Here is a 19,443-nt window from a genome sequence, read left to right as displayed (position 1 = left end):
CTAGTAAAAAGTAACTACTTGTATAATCTTGGTTATTACATTTTTTTTGCAATACTTTCTTTATATTTTTTTGGTGAAACACCTATAAACCGCTTAAAAGTCTTAGAAAAATGTGCTAAATCTGTAAAATTGTATTGATACGCTATTTTAGTAAGTTCTGAATTTGACTTAATGATTTTTTTACTTGAAAATACTTTTCTCATTAAAATGTAATTCATTGGCGTCATGCCAGTAGTCATTTTAAATTTTTTACTAAATCCAAACTTGTTAATGTTTGCTAATTTAGATAGTTCATCTAAACAAAGTTTTTCCTGAATATGGTTTTCTATATATTCATTAACCTGGTTAAAATTGTCAAAATTTAATCCTAAATACTCTTGCTCCTTTTCTACCGAACAGAATTTTAGCGTATTTATAAATTCAGATAAATGTGTCTCTATAATATTATCATCTTTTGTTTCTAAAGCACTTTTTAGTTTTAAGAATAATTGAGTTGCTTTTTTATTGGTTATTTTATGTGCTATAAATTTGATATTTCTCCCTTTTAAAACGTGTTTTACCAATTCATTTGGCACGTATATCGTTTCAAATTTTATATGAGAATCACTATCTATTATTGGATTAGAATGTATTTCATAAGGATTAACAATTGATATACAACCTGCTTCACTAAAAATACTTTGATTTTTAAAATCAATCTGATTCACTCCTTTCTCAACAAGCGAGAAACAAAAGGTTTCATGAAAGTGCTTTGGAAATTCAGCAGTTTGCTTTTCAATAGTTATATGTTCAATGTTACTAAATGTCATTTTTTATAAATATTCCTCAATGTAACGCCCCAAAATATTAATACAGGTTAAATATCTTTTATCTTGATAATTTACATACTATATAAGGTATTTTAAGGGCTAAGGTAACTGTAATCTTATATCATTGTATAAATTAATTTCGCTTTTCAAGTAAATCAAGTTTGTGTAAATTTGGTCAAAACAAAGTCCTTCTTTCAATATCATGTTTACATGTTAATTCATAACCTTTTAGTAGCAATAAATTTCTTCTTTCACGCTAATACTTACTATTTTTAGCACCTACCTGTATATATTACTAGAATAAAGAATTCCTATATCATTAAAACATAGGAATTCTTTATCGATAAAATGATTTATTCTATTGAAACCAACGAAAATAAAAACAGCTAATAAATTTAATGAAAGTGTTCTATTTTATCCCAGTTCTTTGTTTGTTTTAGTTAGTGCTAACGCTTTTGCAAATGATTTTACTGATTTTAATATATCTTTTTCGGTTGTTGCCCAGGAGCAAATACTTACTCGCATTATTTTTTTACCAAACCATACAGATCCACCAAGCCAGCATTCTCTTAACATTTGAACATTACTTAATACTTGCTCAGTAATTTCATCAGAATTACACCTAACAATTACTTGATTAAATACAACATCATTTTCAACGTAAAAACCTTCTATTTTCACTATTTCTTCAGTAAACTGTTTGGCTCTTTTATGCATTGTTAAAATCATTTCATCAATTCCATTTTTTCCTAGATACTTCATTATAGACCACAATTCAATTATTCTAGCTCTACGAGACATTTCGGGTGTGTAAAACATTCCGTCTCTTTCTGTGCTTTCAATAATGTAGCTTCCAGACATATGAAGTGCCGAAGTCATTGCTTCTTGATCTGAACATAAAATAATTCCACAATCATAAGGTGTATTCAGAGTTTTATGTCCATCTACAGCCCAAGAACTAGCATTTCCTATTCCTTTTGTTAAATACTTCAATTCTTCTACTGCCTCAGCCCACAAACCAAATGCACCATCAATATGCACCCAAGAATTTGCTTTTTTTGCTTTTTCACAAATAGTTTCAAAATCATCAAAAGCGCCACTATTTACATTACCTGCTTGTAAAATAAGAATTGTATTTTCATCTAATTCAGGAATAGCTTCTGCAATAATTCTACCTTGGTTATCTATGTCTACCCATTCAATATTTTCTGTTCCTAAACCCAATATACCTATTGCTTTTAAAACTGTAGAATGTGCTTGTTTTCCTGTTACAATTCTTATTTTAGGTGAACCATTAAGTCCTTTTTTATTTATATCCCAATTGTTTCTTTGAAGAATACGATATCTAGCAGCAGCCAAACCACATAAATTAGCTGTAGATGTTCCGCTAACAAAACCTGCAGATGTATTTTTAGGTAAATTAAATAAATCTACTAACCATTTCTCAACAACCGATTCTAGCTTACTTCCTATGGGTGATAATACATTCATTGCTGGAGCTTGATCCCAATATGTTCCTAAATTTTTAGCTGCTAAACCTACGGGAACTGCGCTTCCACAAACAAACCCGAAATACCTTCCTCCTAGTGTTGCTGTTGTTGCAGGACTTCCGTATTTATTTAATTGTTCTATTACATTTTTAGCGTTTGTAGAGTTAGCTGGTAGCCCTTCATTAAATATCGATAAATTTTCGAGCGCTTCTTCTGTTGGATAAACATTTCGATCAAAAACACTTTCTAAGTATTCAAAAGAATACTGTTGCGCTTGGTTAAATATTTCTTTGTCTCTAATTTCTAGAAACATTTTATTTTGAATTTCACTCATTTTCATTTAATTTATGCCAACGCTTAGTTTTTATTTCAGTTCTCCGTTTTCTTTAAAAAACTTAAATATTTTTTTATCTACTTCCGATATAATATTTAAATCTTTATAATTCAGCCATTTTATTTCTTCAATTTCACTCTTTGGTTTTAAAACCCCATCATATTCCGCTTTATAACAAGTCATTTTAACTAAAACACCTTCTTTTACTCCGTCAGATTGAGCTTTAAAAGTTCCTACATATTTAATTGTATTCTGTTTAATATGCACATCTAACTCTTCTAGTATTTCTCTTGTAAGCGTTTCTTCATCAGTTTCTCCTAATTCTCTTTTACCTCCTGGAATATAGTATTTTGATTTCCCTTTAGATCGTGTGCTTAAAATTTGTCCGTCCTTAGTTTCAATAAACGCTATTTTATCAACTTCTTTCATTTTTATAACCTTTATCAAATGTATTGCTACTTCTCACCTATAATTATTTGATTTACACTTAAACTTCTGTTTTTATTATCAAAGAGTCCGATTTTTTAATTAATCCTATTTTTGTTGGGACTAAGTAAATTCCAAAACTAACTTTCCCATTAGATTTAAATTCTTTTGCTAAAGTTCTTAATGGTTCTTGTTTGTTATCCTTATCTCCATTCTCAGGGTTTATAGTAATTAAAGAACATCTTACTGTGTCAGAAACAACTTTAAACTCACATTCTCCAATAATTATTTTTTTCCAATTTCTTTCTTCAAAAGCTTTAACTCCAGAAACTATAATATTAGCTCTAAAACGATTTATCTCTATTGGTATTGCTAGTTTTTCATTAAGAGCTTCAACAGATTCTTTAGTTATTAAATGAATAGGACATGAATCACTAAAAGATATTTTAGTGTTGTTTTTTTCTCGAAGATTCTTTAAGTTTATTTTTACTAGCTTACTTTCAGTCTTTAATATTTTAGTAAACCAATCGTTTATTTCATTATCAATAACCTTTACACTTACTTCTTTTTTAAATAGCGAAGTTTTAATATCGTTAAATTTACTATTTAAAGGAAAGTTTACAGACTTGTTTTCATAAATCACTTTAAGCTCTTTAGCATTAATCTCGGGTTTTAATTTTAGTAATTTTGGGTTTTCACGAGCTGTAATAATTTCATTTAAAGAATTAGCTATTCCAAAATATCTATCATTTTCAAAACCAATTTCACTAACGTTAACTTCGTTTAAGAGTATTCCTTTCGTTGATTTGATCGGATAAGTATATAAACTGTCTATTTTCATTTTTTTATTATCTATTGTAATGGCTAATAACATCAGTTTACTTTAATAAGCCAACTTTTAATTTTTCATTCCAAATTTAATAGAATAATAGCAATATTTTAGAATTGAATATTAATATATCTAAACCTACATCTTTTTAACTTTATATTTAACGTTTTGCTTTATAATGTTTTCATTACTGGTTCTGTGTATTTTACGATATCTATCCCTATTCCGTTTGGGTCTTGAATTGCAAAGTGTCTATCTCCCCAAGGCTCATTCCTAATGTCAATTCTAATTTCAATTCCCATTTTCTTTATTTCATTATAAATTTTATCCACATCATTAACTTCTATTGTCAAAAACATTCCTTTACCATTAAAAGGTTCCTGAAACAATGCTTGTTGTGATGGGTGATTTGGTAACAAAAAAGCTAAATTCATATTCTTATCTGGCGTATGTAACAAGAGATAAAATTCATTTTCAAATGTTACTCCAAAATTTAGAACTTTAGTATAAAACTCTTTGCTTTCTGCTATTTTTTCTGTTGTTATTCCTGCATTCAATTTCATTTTTAAATCTTCTTTTTTATTAATATTTGATTGTGATAATACGCTTACTGATAGGCATACTGCAATTAAAAATGTAATAGTTTTTTTCATATTCTTCAGTTATAATTTATAACCCAAAACTATCATAGAATTAAAATCAAGTATTGTAAAAATTGGACATAATTATTTTTCGAATGCTTTTGAAGGTGTTACGCCATAGAAATTTTTGAAATCTTTTATGAAATGAGCTTGGTCGTAATAACCAATGTCATAAAATAATTTGTTCGTTCTTAAACTTTCATTTGAAGGTTTTGCTTTTAAAAAATTTTGGAATTGAACCACTTTACAAAAAGTCTTTGCGGTATCGCCAATATAATATTTAAATAATCGCTGAAGTTGCCTTGAACTAATGCCTGTGTTTAAATCTCTTTGAATATTTACAACTCCGAAATTTTCAAGAATTATCTCAATTGCAGCATATAGTCTTTTGTCAATTGTAAAATTTGTATCAGAAACTCTATGCTGAAAATACTCGTTAAATATTGCGCCAATATCTTCTAAACTTTGACTTTCATTTATTTTCGTTGTGATAAACACTGCTGTTTCCGATTCAATCTTATTCAAATTTTCAAATCGATTACTTAATTCAGAAGCATTAAAATTGAATATTTGTGGAAACATTGTTGGTAAAAACCGAATACCTATATAATTGAATGTGTTTTGTAACGAGAATTCCGTGTACTTTTTACAAAACCCCATTACAAAACTTTCTTTTGGATTCGTAAGTTCAAAAAAAATATCAATACAACCGTCTGCAACAACCTTATAATTAAATTGATTGGAGAGTGGCTTCTCTGTTTTTAGTTGCCAATAACAATAAATGAATTCTTGGAGTGGTTTATTCGGACTAATTTCTTGATATGTTACATATTTATCTGACCGCTGAATTGTTGGTTGAATTGGTTTGTAAAGTTCTCTTATTTTTTCACTTACTTTCAATTAATTGAGTTTTCTACACTATAAACAACTTATTATAAGAAGAATAGGGTTGTACAACAGTTAGTATTATTACAAGTAACAATTTTAATTCCCAGTTATTTCTTTTAGTTCTTTTATCAAATTATCCGTAACTCCTTCTGTTGATAAGGATTTAGCGATTACCATATCATCATAAGCTCCTGAATAGTCCTGTAATCCAATTTTAACTGTCCCTCTAAGCTTATATAAAACACCACTTTTGGGTTCCTTTTCTATACATGTAGAATAATCTACAATAGCTCCTTCTAAATCATCTGTAACTCTTTTTATATCACCTCTAGTTTGGTAATATTCGTTTTTAGGATTTAAGTGTATCGCCGCATTACAATATTTCAAAGCTTCAGAAAATTCTTCTTCCATCGCATTTTGATCTGCCATAAAATGAAAAACAGCATCTTCAGAAAGCGCTTCTTCAGAGGTTTTATTCTTTTTTTTATTTTTTAGCACTTGCTCATACTGAGCATAAGCTTCTTTACCTAAAATCAATTCTAATTCATTGTCTTTCAAAACTTCTTCATTCATAGTTGTAATTTTTAATAATATTATATTTAACTTATTTATATCTTTTTCGTGTTACATAGTTAATCTATGCGCAAATTTTTGTTTCAACTTAGTCAGACACTAAATATATTGAATTTTATTAAAAAATCATATTTATTAAAGTTAATACAGCAATACTTCTATTTACCATTTATAAAACCACTTCGTTATTTTACTAAAAACGAATATGTTAAAAAAGATGTTCATTTCGTTAATAAAAAGAATCACAAAACTAAATTTAGCCCCTAATAATATATTATTTTCGCCATCTTTTTTATCACAAAATCTATAAAACAAGTACTTCTTCATACCTATGAAAAACGAAAAAAATTGGTTACAATATTATAAGAATAGTTTATCTGATAGTGAAAACTTAGCGATTGATATTTCTAAAATAAAAAACTTATTTCATCAAAACACGTCAGATTTAAGCAATGCACTTATAGGTTCAAAACAAGCAAATGAACTATTAGACGTTGAAGAACGAAGAATTAATAGATTAAAAGGAATAAAAAAAGACAGTAATAACTGGCATAAAGTAGAAGAAACAAAAATACTTATTTCTCCTTTTCATTTAGATTACAAAACTGACAACCCAAAATCTAAACAACGCCCTATTCATCCTTTTTGGGTTATTGCAGTTGTTAATCGTGATGGTCAATTATCAGCTCCTAAAGAATTATTTCCTTTAATCGTTCGTAACTACCTAACCCCTGTTGCCGATGTTAAAAACGATTTTATTTTTTCTGCTATTGATACTATTTTAGATGCCAAAGATCTTGAAGCACCAGAAGCCGAATATGAAGATGAATCGGTACCATGGGATGAATACTGGGATTATATAAACGAAATATTTTCAGAAATAACCAATAGCAACCTACAACAATACCAAGTAGAAAATTACACAACACAATATCAACTTACTTACTTTGCTATAAGTTCAAAAATTTCGACTGCAAAAAGTATTCTATTTTTATACGAAAACTTATTAAAAAACGAAGAAGAACTACCTATACTGTCTAAAATAATAAATCCGCTTTCTAAAAACAGAATAGAAGCAATTACCGATGCAGGTTTTTTAAATTACAATCACTTGCATTTAGGGCAAATGTCTAACGAATTTCCGCTATCAATCAGTCAACGAAAAACATTACTCTCTTATTTAACAGCAGAAGAAAATGCTGTTACCGCAGTTAATGGCCCCCCAGGAACAGGAAAAACAACATTATTACAAAGTTTAGTTGCTACCGAATTTGTAAAAGCGGCAATAAGAGGAGAAGATGCTCCAATAATTTTAGCCTGTTCAAACAACAACCAAGCGGTTACTAATATTATTGATAGTTTTATCAATTCTGAAAGTACGATGGTGGACTTATCTAGCAGATGGATTCCTGACTTTAACGGTTATGCAACTTACTTACCTTCGAACTCTAAAAGTGTAAAAGCCTTAAAAAACATCAACTTTTTAAAAGGGAACCTTTTTGGTAATGAAGGGACGTTGTGCGACTTAGAGAATGAAGACTATATAGACGAAGCCGAATATTATTTCTTAACAAACTTCTGTAATTATTACAATACAGAAACAAACTCATTAGAAGATGTTTGTGATCATTTACAAGAAGAAATTATAATTATAGAAAACACCTTAATAGATGGTGTTGAGTTTTCTACCGACTATATAAACTCTATAAATTACATAAATAACATACTTTTAGATGAAAGTAACTATGTAAAAAAAGATGCCTTTAAAATTGGTACACTTAAAGAATGGAGAACTATAATTACAGATCTTAAATCGGCAGTAAAACAAGCCGATTTTATAGAAAAAGTAAAACAATATTTTAAAGTTGATACCGATACAACTAGCAACAGTGTCGATTTTATTTTTAAAATTACAGAAGATACCATTGCTAGTAACGAAAAAACAATAGCACTTATAAAAGAATGTCTTACCAACTTAAACTTAGCATTACAAGCTAACTTACGATTAAAGAACTGGAAAGCAGAAAACAGTATTAAAGGATTTCCCTTTGTATCAGAAGAACAAATGTGGAATAATGAATACGAAAAAATGAATTCTAACGATAATTCGCAACGTTTTTTTTACGACGAATTAGATATGGAACTCCGCCATAAAGCCTTTCTACTTGCTGTTCATTATTGGGAAGCACGATGGTTGTTAGCCACAAACGACATGTTAGAAAACAATACCGAAAAAGGTACTGGAGAAAACGCCGTTAAAAATAAATGGAAACGTAGAGCAATGCTAACACCGTGTTTTGTAGCTACATTTTACATGGCACCAAGTCATTTTTTATACAGCCAATTTCAAGGAGAAGACGATAACGGAAGAGGAATTTTCGAATATATACCATTGTATAACTTCTTAGACCTTTTAATTATAGATGAAGCAGGACAAGTAACTCCAGAAGTTAGTATTCCTGTATTCTCTTTAGCCCAAAAAGCCTTTGTTGTAGGAGATTTAAAACAAATTGAACCAATTTGGTCAATACCTCCAAAAATAGACACTGGTAATTTAACCAGTCTTAACATGCTAAACAGCGAAGACGATGAAAACTATTTAAAAAACTTAGGATTCTTAGCTTCAAGCGGTAGTATTATGAGAATGGCACAAAACGCCTGTGAATTTGAAACCCCTTTAGCTACCCAGAAAGAACAAGGCTTAGTACTATTAGAACATAGAAGATGTAACGATGAAATTATTAACTTTTGCAACGAACTAGCCTACAATGGTATTTTAAAACCAATGAAAGGAAAAGCAAAAGATTCACAAGCTTTCCCTTCAATGATGGCATACCATATAGAAGGAGTTAGCGAACGTAAATACAATAGCCGTTGTAATATAAGCGAAGTAAAAGCTATTATAACCTGGTTACAACAAAATAAAGAAAAAATAAAAGAAGCCTATAATGTTGAAAACATTGAAAGTGTTTTAGGAATTATCACCCCTTTTGCAAGTCAAAAAGGAGAATTAGCAAAAGCCTTAACAGATGCAGGTTACAAAGTAAACAACATAAAACTAGGAACCGTACACGCATTACAAGGTGCAGAACGAAGCATTATACTATTCAGTTCTGTATATTCTAATGAAGACGAAGGAACCATGTTTTTTGAAAAAGACAACAAACCAAACATGTTAAACGTTGCCGTATCTAGAGCTAAAGAAAGTTTTATCTTATTTGGAGACACTCGAATTTTTGATGAAACAAAAAACACACCTTCTGGTATCTTAAAAAAGCATTTAAACGTACACGAAATGGTTAAATAAAGGAAATAACATTTTATTTTTTAGAAGCCATTTCCCGCTTTCCGCACTCGCTCTCTTCGAGGAGCTCAAACAAATGCTACAATCGGGGCTAACCTATTAACCAACATTTTAGATAAAATACAAATTGGTTCCACATTCAATATTATCTAAAAACAAAAAAAGGAGCGATTAAAATCGTTCCTTTTTTTATTTAAAATTTCAAAAAGCTTATTTCTTAAACTCAGAAATTGTTTTCTTAATAATCGAAATACAATCCATTAATTGCTCCTCAGTCATAACTAAAGGTGGTGCAAAACGAATAATATTTCCATGTGTTGGTTTTGCTAATAATCCGTTATCACGTAACTTCATACAAATATCCCAAGCAGTAGAACTCTCTTCAGTATCGTTAATTAAAACAGCGTTTAATAAACCTTTACCTCTAACAGATAAAACTAATTCAGTTTCTTTAGCAAATTCAGCTAATTCAGCTCTAAATATTTTACCTAAACGTTCAGCATTATCTGCCAAACCTTCTTCTTGTATAACTTCTAAAGCAGCCGTTGCTACTGCCGCAGCAATAGGGTTACCTCCAAAAGTAGAACCATGATTTCCTGGCTTAATAACGTTCATAACATTATCATCTGCTAACACTGCCGAAACAGGATACGCTCCACCAGAAATAGCCTTTCCTAAAATTAAAATATCAGCCTTTACATTTTCATGATCAATAGCTAACATTTTACCAGTACGAGCAATTCCTGTTTGAACTTCATCAGCAATAAACAATACATTATGTTTTGCACATAAAGCTTTTGCTGCTGCTAAATATCCTTCAGAAGGAACATATACTCCAGCCTCTCCTTGAATAGGCTCTACTAAGAAACCTGCAATATTTTTATCACTCTCTAAAGCTTCCTCTAAAGCCTTTAAGTTATTGTATTCAATTTTAATAAACCCATTTGTAAAAGGTCCAAAATTCTTACGAGCTACAGGATCATTTGAAAACGAAATAATTGTTGTAGTACGACCATGAAAATTATTTTCACAAACCACTATCTGTGCATCATTCTCATTAATTCCTTTTACCTCATAAGCCCATTTTCTACACAATTTCAAAGCAGTTTCTACCGCTTCTGCACCAGTATTCATTGGTAATAATTTATCAAAACCAAAAAGTTCGGTAGCAAATTTTTCATACTTACCTAACATATCGTTATAAAACGCACGAGAAGTTAAAGTTAAAGTTTGTGCTTGGTTTACCATTGCTCCAACAATTTTCGGATGACAATGCCCTTGGTTTACTGCTGAATAAGCTGATAAAAAATCATAATATTTCTTACCTTCTACATCCCACACATGTACACCTTCACCTTTACTTAATACTACTGGTAACGGGTGATAATTGTGAGCTCCATACTTATTCTCTAATTCAATCGCTTGTTGCGAAGTTAATTGGTCTAAAACAGCCATTCTAAAATAATTTTTAATTCATAAAAAACTATTCCTCTTCTACCTTTATCCTTTCGAAAAGCTCCGAAAATTCAGCGTGGGAAAGAAATCATCCCTAAAAAGTGCTGCAATTTACTAAATATTACCTGTCTTTTGATATCTTAATCTGAGATTTTTGCCAACAATGAAGAAACTTACAACCTTAATCGCTTAATTACTCTTAACAAAGCATTTTTATTCATGAAGGTCATAATATTTACTCATTAAATAACTCTCCTATTGTTTCAATAAATATACTATTTATAGATCTTTTTTTTCTTCATATAATGTCATTTTTAATACCCTATTTATATTTTTTTAATTAATTTTACGTTCTGTTGTTAATAGATAACAACACTGCATAAAAAAACGTTACAACAGACGGTTTTTAGAACCAGTAAGAAGTTGTTTTCATTAAAAAAAAGAAATTTATTACAGCATAAACATATACTTATCAATCAATTAAAAAAACATTATAAATTAACATTAAAATAGAGTGACTTAAAAACACTTTATGTGTCAAAAAATTAAACCTTCTAACGGCACAACACTTTATATAAATAACAAACTTATTAAATCATGAAAAAGACTTTATTTTTTATCATCTTTTTAGCTACACTTGCTGGATGTAAATCTACTTCAGTAGTTAACACTAAATTAGATAACAAAACCGAAAAAATGCTTAAAGGTAATTGGACCATTTCTGCTGTAAATTTCCCTGGTTCTGATTATTTAAATGTGAACTCTTTTAACTTAGGAGATTCTAAATGTTTTATTGGTAGTAACTGGAGTTTTATTTCTAATAATAATAAAGGTCAAATGAGTTTAAATACCCCAGATACTAACTGTAAAGAATTTAGTTCACCAATAACTTGGTACATTAATAAAAGCGGAGAGTTTGTATTAAAAATAATTAACGATCATAAAGCAAAAAACGTTAACAATGGTTTTGTTTTAAGTATAAACAATGTAACTGCAACAAGCTTCAATTTAATTGATAAAATAAATGTTGCAGGGCAAACAAAAAATATAACATATACATTTCAAAGAAAATAATTATAAAAAAAGTAACAATGAAAAAAACAATAATATATAGTCTATCAATTTTATTTTTAGCAAGCAGTATTTTTATTTCTTGTAGTTCAATTAAAAACGCTAACAACACTCAAAAAGGAGCCGTAATAGGTACTACAGCAGGTGCTATTTTAGGTGCCGTGATTGGAAACAATGTAGGAAGTGGTAAAAATTCTGAATTAGGAGCAATACTAGGAGGAGTTATTGGTGGTGTTGCAGGTGGTGTTATTGGTAACAAAATGGACAAGCAGGCTCGTGAAATTAAAGAAGCTTTACCTGGTGCTGAAGTAGAAAGAGTTGGTGAAGGTATTAAGTTAACCTTAGGTGAAAATGCAGTTAGATTCAATACTAATAAATCAACCTTAAGTGCAGCAGCTAAAGCAAACTTAAATAAATTACTACCTGTTTTTAAAAGTTATGATAATACTGATATTGCCATTTATGGTTTTACTGATAGCAAAGGTAAAGTTGCATATAATCAAACTCTTTCTGAAAAAAGAGCAAATTCAGTAAAAAAATACTTAACAAGTAAAGGTTTAAGTATAAGTCGTTTTAAAACAAAAGGATTAGGTATAACAAACCCTATTGCTTCTAACGAAACTGCTGAAGGTAGAAGTAAAAATAGACGTGTAGAGTTTGCTATTATTGCAAACCAACAAATGATTGATGAAGCTAAAAAAGAAGCAGGACAATAAACAATCCTCTCTTTTATAAAAAAGGCTACTCAAATGAGTAGCCTTTTTTGTATTATCAAACCATAACTTTTCATAATTTTGCATATCTATAAATAACAGAAAATGCCACGTAGAGAACGAAATAAATTTGTAAAGAAGAATCAAGTTTTAGAATTAAAAATTGAGGATTACGCTTTTGGAGGAAAAGGAATAGCAAGAATAAAATCTGAAGAAGGTAGCTTTGTTGTTTTTGTTCCTAATACGCTACCAGGTCAATTGGTAAAAGCACAAATTAGCAAATCAAGTAAGAAATATGCTGAAGCTAAATTAATTGATGTTTTAGAACCATCTGAAGATGAAGTTAAAGTTCCATTTCAAGACATTCCTGGAGCTCCTTACATTCAGTTACCTATTGAACTGCAACATAAATATAAGAAAGAAAGTACACTCTCTTTATTTAAAAGAATAGGGAAAGTTGAAAATATTGATGATTTATTTGATGAATTTATAACCTCTCCCAACGTATTTCACTACAGAAATAAAATGGAATACGGCTTTTCTGCAATTGGTTACGATAGAGAAAATAAAACAGATGCCGATTTTTTTACCTTAGGGTTTAAACGTCGTGGAACTTGGTGGATGGGTGATAATCTAAACAAAGATTCTGGTTTATTTGACGCTCAAGTTGAAGACAACCTAAAAGTAATACGTGAGTATTGTGAAAAAACAGGTTTAGCTCCTTGGCATGGCCCTAGAAAAGAAGGTTTTTTTAGATATTTTGTAGTTCGTAAATCTTATAAAACAAATGAGTTATTATTTAATTTAGTAACTACATCGTATGATTTACCTAATTTTGATATGCAGGCTTTTGCTAAATTATTAAAAGATATTTTTGGAGAACGCTTAGCTGGTTTACTTCATACTATAAACGATGAAATTGGAGACAGAACTATAGCAACTTCAGGAAGTATTGAACTTGTTACAGGAAAAGATAAAATTGTAGAAGAACTATTAGGCTTAAACTTTGAAATAAGCATGAAAAGCTTTTTTCAAACAAACCCTAAATCTGCCGAAAAACTATACACAAAAGTTGTTGATTATGCTTTAGAGAACAAAGAAGCTGTTGACAATACTGTGGTTATGGATTTATTCTGTGGAACAGGAACTATCGGACAAATTTTAGCTTCACGAAGCGACAATGCAAAAATAGTTGGAGTAGATATTGTAGCTTCTGCTATTGATGATGCAAAAGAAAATGCGAAACGAAACAATATTGAAGGCTTACAGTTTTATGCAGCTGATGTTGGTAAATTTTTATTGGAACACCCACAATATCAAAATAAAATAAAAACAATTATTTTAGATCCCGCTCGTGCTGGTATTGCGCCAAAAACATTACGTAAAATAATCAGATTGAATGCTGATAGAATGGTTTACGTATCTTGTAACCCAGCAACACAAGCTCGTGACACAGAAGAATTAATTAACAGTGGTTATAAATTAAAAAAGATTAGTTTAGTAGACCAGTTTCCGCATACAGCACATATAGAAACCGTTGTTTTATTTGAAAAATAAGCTTTAATGAAAAAATACATCCTTTTATTATTTATTTGTTCTGTAGGATTATCATCTTGTGAAAAAGATGATTTCTGTGTTCAAAATCCTGTTACACCAAGATTAATCTTAAGCTTTTATGATAAAGATGATACCTCTTTAAAAAAGAAAGCACTGCGTTTTTCTATGATTGCACAAGGTAAAACAGATAGTCTTTTTACAAGTATAACTACAGATAGTATTGCAATACCTTTAAACTCGTTAGCAAATGAGACTATTTACACTTTAAAAATGAATGATGTAGATAACATAGCTGTAAACAATAAAATAGCAACTTTAACCATAAAACACAACTCTGAAGACGACTATGTTTCTCGTTCTTGTGGTTATAGAATAGTATTTAAAGATATTAATTTAACACATACTAGTTGGATTGATAATTTATCTACTTCAACAATTACAAATATTAACGATCAAACAAAAGCGCATGTACAAGTATATTATTAGTATCTGTTTGCTATTTGTTGGTGCAAATGGTTTTTCTCAGAAACAAAAACTATCAAAAACTAAAAAAGACACCATAACCTATAAAACAGGTTATGGTTTACGTTTAGGTGTAGATATTAGCAGACCTGCCTTATCAATTGTAGATAAGAGCTATAGTGGATTAGAATTGGTTGGTGATTATCGTATTTCTAAAAAATGGTATATCGCTACAGAACTAGGGTACGAAGAAGAAAAAACTTTTGAAGATTTTACAACCTCAACATCAAAAGGAAGCTTTATTAGATTAGGAGCTAACTTTAACGCCTATAAAAATTGGTTAGATATGAGCAACGAAATTTATGTAGGTATGCGATATGGGTTTGCTATTTTTGATCATACTTTAAATAGCTACACACCTAATGTTACTAGTGGAGTTGAAAAGACACTTCCCTATTTCCCTACCAATACAATAACAACTCCTTTAACAGAAACAGGATTAACAGCTCATTGGACTGAAATTCAACTAGGTATAAAGGTAGAAGTTTTAAAGAACTTATATTTAAGCGGAGGGTTTTCTTACAAAATAATGTTAAGCTTAGATGATCAAAAGAGCTTTAAAACATTATATGCCCCTGGTTTTAATCGTGTTTTTGAAAGTAATACCGGTTTTGGTTTTAATTATACAATCTCTTACCTAATCCCTTTTGTTAATAAGTAATTTTAAAGCCTATCGTTGATTTCACTAACTTTACACTTTAAATAATTAAACTTATTAACAATGAATAAAATTCCAAGCGTAAATTTAGCAGACTTTTTATCAGACGATAAAAACAGAAAACAAAAATTCATCAATGAAATTGGTGACGCTTATGAGAATATAGGATTCGTAGCTTTAAAAGGTCATTTCTTAGACGATAAACTAGTTGATAATTTATATACTGAAATTAAAAACTTTTTTGACTTACCTACTAATATAAAAGAGAAATATGAAATCCCTGGTATTGGTGGTCAAAGAGGCTATGTTTCTTTTGGTAAGGAAAGTGCTAAAGGAAAAAAAGAAGGTGATTTAAAAGAATTTTGGCATTTTGGTCAGTATGTAGATGCTGCCTCTAAATACGCAAATGAATATCCAGACAATGTAAGTGTTGAAGAACTTGCTAAGTTTAACGAAGTTGGTAAACAAACCTACCAAATGCTAGAAAAAACGGCTAAATACGTTTTACGTTCTTTAGCATTACACCTAGGCTTAGAAGAAGTTTATTTTGATAACTATATTAAAGACGGAAATAGTATATTACGCCCTATACACTACCCTCCTATAAAAACAGAACCAAAAGGAGCTGAAAGAGCAGCTGCCCATGGAGATATTAATTTAATTACCTTATTAATGGGAGCTCAAGGAAAAGGGCTACAAGTTCAAAATCATAAAGGAGATTGGATTGATGCTGTTGCGCAGCCTGATGAATTAATGATTAATGTTGGCGATATGCTATCTCGCCATAGTAACAACAAATTAAAATCTACCATACACAGAGTAACAAATCCTCCAAAAGAATCTTGGGGAACCTCTCGTTATTCTATTCCTTTCTTTATGCACCCAGTATCTGATATGAAATTAGATGTTTTAGATAATTGTATTGACGAAAACAACCCTAAACAATTTGAAGATATTACAGCTGGTGAATTTTTAGATGAACGTTTACGTGAATTAGGATTGAAAAAATAATATTATGGACTTAAAAGATCAATTAAAAAATTTATTTCCAGAGCATAAAGAAACTGAAGTTAAAAAAGAACAGAAACCTGATATTTGGTTGCAAGACGATCCTATACTTTGCAAGTATGAAAAACGTAAAGGAAAACCGATTACAATTTTAGATGGCTACACAGGCGCTACCCAAGATTTTAAGAAACTTGCAAAAGAAATTAAAACAAAGTTAAGTGTTGGCGGTAGTTTTAAAGATGATAAAATAATTATTCAGGGAGATTACCGAGATAAAATAATGCAAATTCTAAAAGACAAAGGCTTTAATGTAAAACGCGTTGGAGGTTAATTAATATTAAAACATCAAGAATAAATATTTCTTGATGTTTTTTGTTTTTACTATATTTAAACGTTTTTTAACAAGAAACTAATAATAACGTTAAAAAAAGAGCGTTTATTATGTATAGATCAATATAATTAATTTCAATCCCTAAAATATGACATCCCCAACATTACATATTACAAACGGAGACTACACTACAAAACGTTTAAGAAAATTAAATTTTGATGGTCAAATAATTACATGGCGAGAAATGCTCTGTGAAGGTAAAACTACTGTTGAAGTTGGTAGTGAAGACTTTTGGAGAACTCGTTTCGATTTTTTTAAATCTTCCTATAAAGTTTCTAAGCAAAAGTTTATTGACTATACAGTAAAAGAATACCGTAATCTTTGTAATCAAAAACAACAAGATGAAATTGTTTTATGGTTTGAATATGATTTGTTTTGTCAAATAAACATGCTTGCTGTTATAAGCTGGCTAAAACGCTATAGAAAAGGACGTCAAATATCTTTAGTTTGTAGCGGAAAAATAGAAACACAAGAAAAATTAGTCGGTCTAGGAGAATTATCCGACAATCAATTAAAACAACATTATAAAAATAAGGTTGTTTTAACCCAAGATGACATCGAATATGCTGATTATATTTGGCAGTTATATTGTTCAGACAGTCCATTACAATTAGAAAACGCTTCTAAATCAAATAAAAATTCAATCTTCAGTTATTTAGAAGAAGCAATAAAATCTCACCTTCTTCGATTTCCATCAATCAAAAATGGTTTAAACCATATTGAAAATGGCATTTTAGAAACCGCAAAAAACAATCAATTTAGTACTAAAAATCAACTTGTTGCTAATTTATTAGCAAACCAAGAAAATTACGGTTTTGGTGATACACAGTACCTTAATAAAATAGAGCAATTAAAAAAACTATTCACTTCATTTAATCCCGTTAAACTAAGTAGGGTTGGTAAACAAGTACTAGAACTGCAAACCAACTATTATGGTAAAATACGTTCTGATTTTTCGTATCTTGGCGGAGCTAAAAAATACAGCTATTTATATGTAAACGCTACAGATAAATTGTTGAAAATTACATCATAAATGAACATTAAACATTCTGAACTCATCTTAAATCCTGATGGAAGTATATATCATCTAAATTTAAGGCCAGAACATATAGCTACCAATATTATATTCGTTGGAGATCAAAACCGTGTAGATAAAGTTACGCAACACTTTGACAGTATTGAATTTACAACTCAAAAACGTGAATTTAAAACTACTACAGGAACTTATAAAGGAAAACGTTTAACTGTAATTTCTACAGGTATTGGCCCTGATAATATTGATATTGTTTTAAATGAATTAGATGCTTTAGTAAACATCAATTTAGATACACGTCAAGTAGGAAAAACGCATACATCATTAAATATTACGCGCATAGGTACTTCTGGTTCTTTACAAACAGATATTCCTGTTGATAGTTTTCTACTAAGTTCACATGCCTTAGACTTAAACGGAATGTTATTATCTTATAAAACAGAAGAAATAACCCATCCAGAAGTTGAAAAAGCTTTTATTGCACACACCGATTGGTGTTCAAAAAAACCATACCCTTTAATAGTATCGAATGGAAAATACTTAGAAGACAAATTAATGTCTGATAAAGTTTTTAAAGGTATTACTGCTACAGCAGGAGGTTTTTATGGCCCACAAGGACGCGTATTACGTTTGGCTTTACAAGATGCAGAATTAAATAAAAAAATAGATAGTTTTAACCATAACGGAAACAGAATTACCAATTTAGAAATGGAAACTTCTGCTATTTATGGTTTATCAACATTATTAGGTCATAATGCAGCTTCAATGAATGCTATAATTGCCAACAGAGCTAACGGAACATTTAGCGAAAATCCTGGTAAGGTTGTTGCTGATTTAATTAAATATACATTAGATAAATTAGTAAAATAAATGCTAAACTTAAAAGTAGGTGGCGTACCAGAACACTTTAATTATCCTTGGTATTTAACCTTAAAAAATAAAGAATATACGAACGAAGACATTAATTTACGTTGGCAAGATTTCCCTGGAGGAACCGGAGAAATGTGTAAGGCTTTACGTTCTGGTGATGTTGATATTGCTATTGTATTAACTGAAGGTATTATTAAAGACATTATAAATGGTAATCCTTCAAAAATAACCCAAGTTTTTGTACAAAGCCCTCTAATATGGGGAATTCATGTTGGCGCTAAATCTAAATTTAAAAAAATTGAAGATTTAGAAAATGCTACCGTTGCTATAAGTCGTTTTGGTTCAGGATCACATTTAATGGCTATTGTAAATGCACATAATAATGGTTGGAATATAGATAATTTAAAATTTAAAGTTGTTGGTAATTTACAAGGAGGAATAGACGCCTTAACAAATGGTGAGGCCGATTACTTTATGTGGGAACACTTTACAACAAAACCACTGGTAGATAATGCTACTTTTAGGCGTTTAGGTGATTGCCCTACTCCATGGCCTTGTTTTGTTGTAGCAGTACGTAATGAAATACTAGAAAAAAACTTTAATGAAGTAAAAAAAGTATTAGACATTATTAATAATTGTACTACTGATTTTAAGAACCTTAAAAATATTGACGAAACACTAGCCTGTAGGTATGAACAACAATTAGAAGACATTCAAAAATGGTTATCAATAACTGAATGGAATCATGGAGAACCTATCACAAAAAATTTAATAACAAGCATACAAAATAAAATGATAGGTTTTAACGTTATTGAAGAGAAGAAAGATTCTGGTGAGTTAATCAGAAATATGTATATTTGATTTTTTAAAA

Annotated in this window: 19 protein-coding genes; 11 read left to right on the top strand and 8 right to left on the bottom strand. The window is 29.9% G+C overall.

Annotated elements, in window-relative coordinates:
* Positions 1–35 precede the first annotated feature (35 nt).
* The 7 genes from H518_RS0118120 to H518_RS0118090 form a co-directional block, all read right to left on the bottom strand.
* On the bottom strand, positions 36–809 hold the full coding sequence (locus H518_RS0118120) for an AraC family transcriptional regulator (RefSeq protein ID WP_028890393.1): 774 nt from the start codon (positions 807–809) through the stop codon (positions 36–38).
* A 414-nt stretch (positions 810–1,223) separates the two neighbouring features.
* On the bottom strand, positions 1,224–2,633 hold the full coding sequence (locus H518_RS0118115) for a pyridoxal phosphate-dependent decarboxylase family protein (RefSeq protein ID WP_043707288.1): 1,410 nt from the start codon (positions 2,631–2,633) through the stop codon (positions 1,224–1,226).
* A 30-nt stretch (positions 2,634–2,663) separates the two neighbouring features.
* Positions 2,664–3,062 carry an NUDIX hydrolase gene (locus H518_RS0118110; protein ID WP_028890391.1) on the bottom strand — a complete coding sequence of 133 codons (399 nt, stop codon included), beginning with the start codon at positions 3,060–3,062 and terminating at the stop codon, positions 2,664–2,666.
* A 58-nt stretch (positions 3,063–3,120) separates the two neighbouring features.
* A complete protein-coding gene (locus H518_RS0118105) occupies positions 3,121–3,933 on the bottom strand; it encodes an MOSC domain-containing protein (RefSeq protein WP_028890390.1) in 813 nt (270 codons plus the stop codon).
* 128 nt (positions 3,934–4,061) lie between these two features.
* On the bottom strand, positions 4,062–4,451 hold the full coding sequence (locus H518_RS0118100; RefSeq protein WP_081411233.1) for a VOC family protein: 390 nt from the start codon (positions 4,449–4,451) through the stop codon (positions 4,062–4,064).
* Positions 4,452–4,613: 162 nt separating this feature from the next.
* Complete coding sequence (locus tag H518_RS0118095) at positions 4,614–5,429, bottom strand: helix-turn-helix domain-containing protein (protein WP_028890388.1); 816 nt, start codon at positions 5,427–5,429, stop codon at positions 4,614–4,616.
* 84 nt (positions 5,430–5,513) lie between these two features.
* Complete coding sequence (locus H518_RS0118090; RefSeq protein WP_028890387.1) at positions 5,514–5,990, bottom strand: tetratricopeptide repeat protein; 477 nt, start codon at positions 5,988–5,990, stop codon at positions 5,514–5,516.
* A 331-nt stretch (positions 5,991–6,321) separates the two neighbouring features.
* Here H518_RS0118090 and H518_RS0118085 point away from each other — a divergent pair, with 331 nt between their 5' ends.
* Positions 6,322–9,297: a DEAD/DEAH box helicase gene (locus H518_RS0118085; protein ID WP_028890386.1), complete on the top strand. Its 2,976-nt coding sequence runs from the start codon at positions 6,322–6,324 to the stop codon at positions 9,295–9,297.
* A gap of 207 nt (positions 9,298–9,504) precedes the next feature.
* Here the strand turns inward: H518_RS0118085 and rocD are convergent, their stop codons facing one another.
* Complete coding sequence (gene rocD / locus H518_RS0118080) at positions 9,505–10,749, bottom strand: ornithine--oxo-acid transaminase (protein WP_028890385.1); 1,245 nt, start codon at positions 10,747–10,749, stop codon at positions 9,505–9,507.
* A 597-nt stretch (positions 10,750–11,346) separates the two neighbouring features.
* On the opposite strand from rocD, the gene H518_RS0118075 reads away from it, so the two are divergent.
* The 10 genes from H518_RS0118075 to H518_RS0118030 all read left to right on the top strand — a co-directional run bounded on the left by H518_RS0118075 (position 11,347) and on the right by H518_RS0118030 (position 19,433).
* The gene (locus H518_RS0118075) at positions 11,347–11,823 is read left to right on the top strand and encodes a lipocalin family protein (RefSeq protein ID WP_028890384.1); all 477 of its coding nucleotides are present in this window, start codon (positions 11,347–11,349) and stop codon (positions 11,821–11,823) included.
* 17 nt (positions 11,824–11,840) lie between these two features.
* The gene (locus H518_RS0118070; protein ID WP_028890383.1) at positions 11,841–12,536 is read left to right on the top strand and encodes an OmpA family protein; all 696 of its coding nucleotides are present in this window, start codon (positions 11,841–11,843) and stop codon (positions 12,534–12,536) included.
* A gap of 102 nt (positions 12,537–12,638) precedes the next feature.
* On the top strand, positions 12,639–14,090 hold the full coding sequence (gene rlmD / locus H518_RS0118065; protein WP_028890382.1) for a 23S rRNA (uracil(1939)-C(5))-methyltransferase RlmD: 1,452 nt from the start codon (positions 12,639–12,641) through the stop codon (positions 14,088–14,090).
* 6 nt (positions 14,091–14,096) lie between these two features.
* A complete protein-coding gene (locus H518_RS0118060; RefSeq protein WP_028890381.1) occupies positions 14,097–14,576 on the top strand; it encodes a DUF6452 family protein in 480 nt (159 codons plus the stop codon).
* Positions 14,557–15,273, top strand: a complete 717-nt coding sequence (locus H518_RS0118055) for a DUF6048 family protein (RefSeq protein WP_028890380.1) — start codon at positions 14,557–14,559, stop codon at positions 15,271–15,273. Before H518_RS0118060 ends, H518_RS0118055 begins: the two co-directional genes overlap by 20 nt.
* Positions 15,274–15,333: 60 nt before the next feature.
* Positions 15,334–16,281 carry an isopenicillin N synthase family dioxygenase gene (locus H518_RS0118050; RefSeq protein ID WP_028890379.1) on the top strand — a complete coding sequence of 316 codons (948 nt, stop codon included), beginning with the start codon at positions 15,334–15,336 and terminating at the stop codon, positions 16,279–16,281.
* Positions 16,282–16,285: 4 nt separating this feature from the next.
* Positions 16,286–16,609, top strand: a complete 324-nt coding sequence (locus H518_RS0118045; protein ID WP_028890378.1) for a translation initiation factor — start codon at positions 16,286–16,288, stop codon at positions 16,607–16,609.
* Between the two features lie 148 nt (positions 16,610–16,757).
* Complete coding sequence (locus H518_RS0118040) at positions 16,758–17,702, top strand: DUF1835 domain-containing protein (protein WP_028890377.1); 945 nt, start codon at positions 16,758–16,760, stop codon at positions 17,700–17,702.
* Entirely contained in the window at positions 17,703–18,572 is an 870-nt protein-coding gene (locus H518_RS0118035) for a nucleoside phosphorylase (RefSeq protein ID WP_028890376.1), read from the top strand.
* The gene (locus H518_RS0118030; RefSeq protein ID WP_028890375.1) at positions 18,573–19,433 is read left to right on the top strand and encodes a substrate-binding domain-containing protein; all 861 of its coding nucleotides are present in this window, start codon (positions 18,573–18,575) and stop codon (positions 19,431–19,433) included.
* Positions 19,434–19,443: the final 10 nt, after the last annotated feature.

Source organism: Tenacibaculum ovolyticum DSM 18103, assembly GCF_000430545.1.
Classification (GTDB): Bacteria; Bacteroidota; Bacteroidia; order Flavobacteriales; family Flavobacteriaceae; genus Polaribacter; species Polaribacter ovolyticus.
This window is presented reverse-complemented; position numbering and strand designations above follow the sequence as displayed.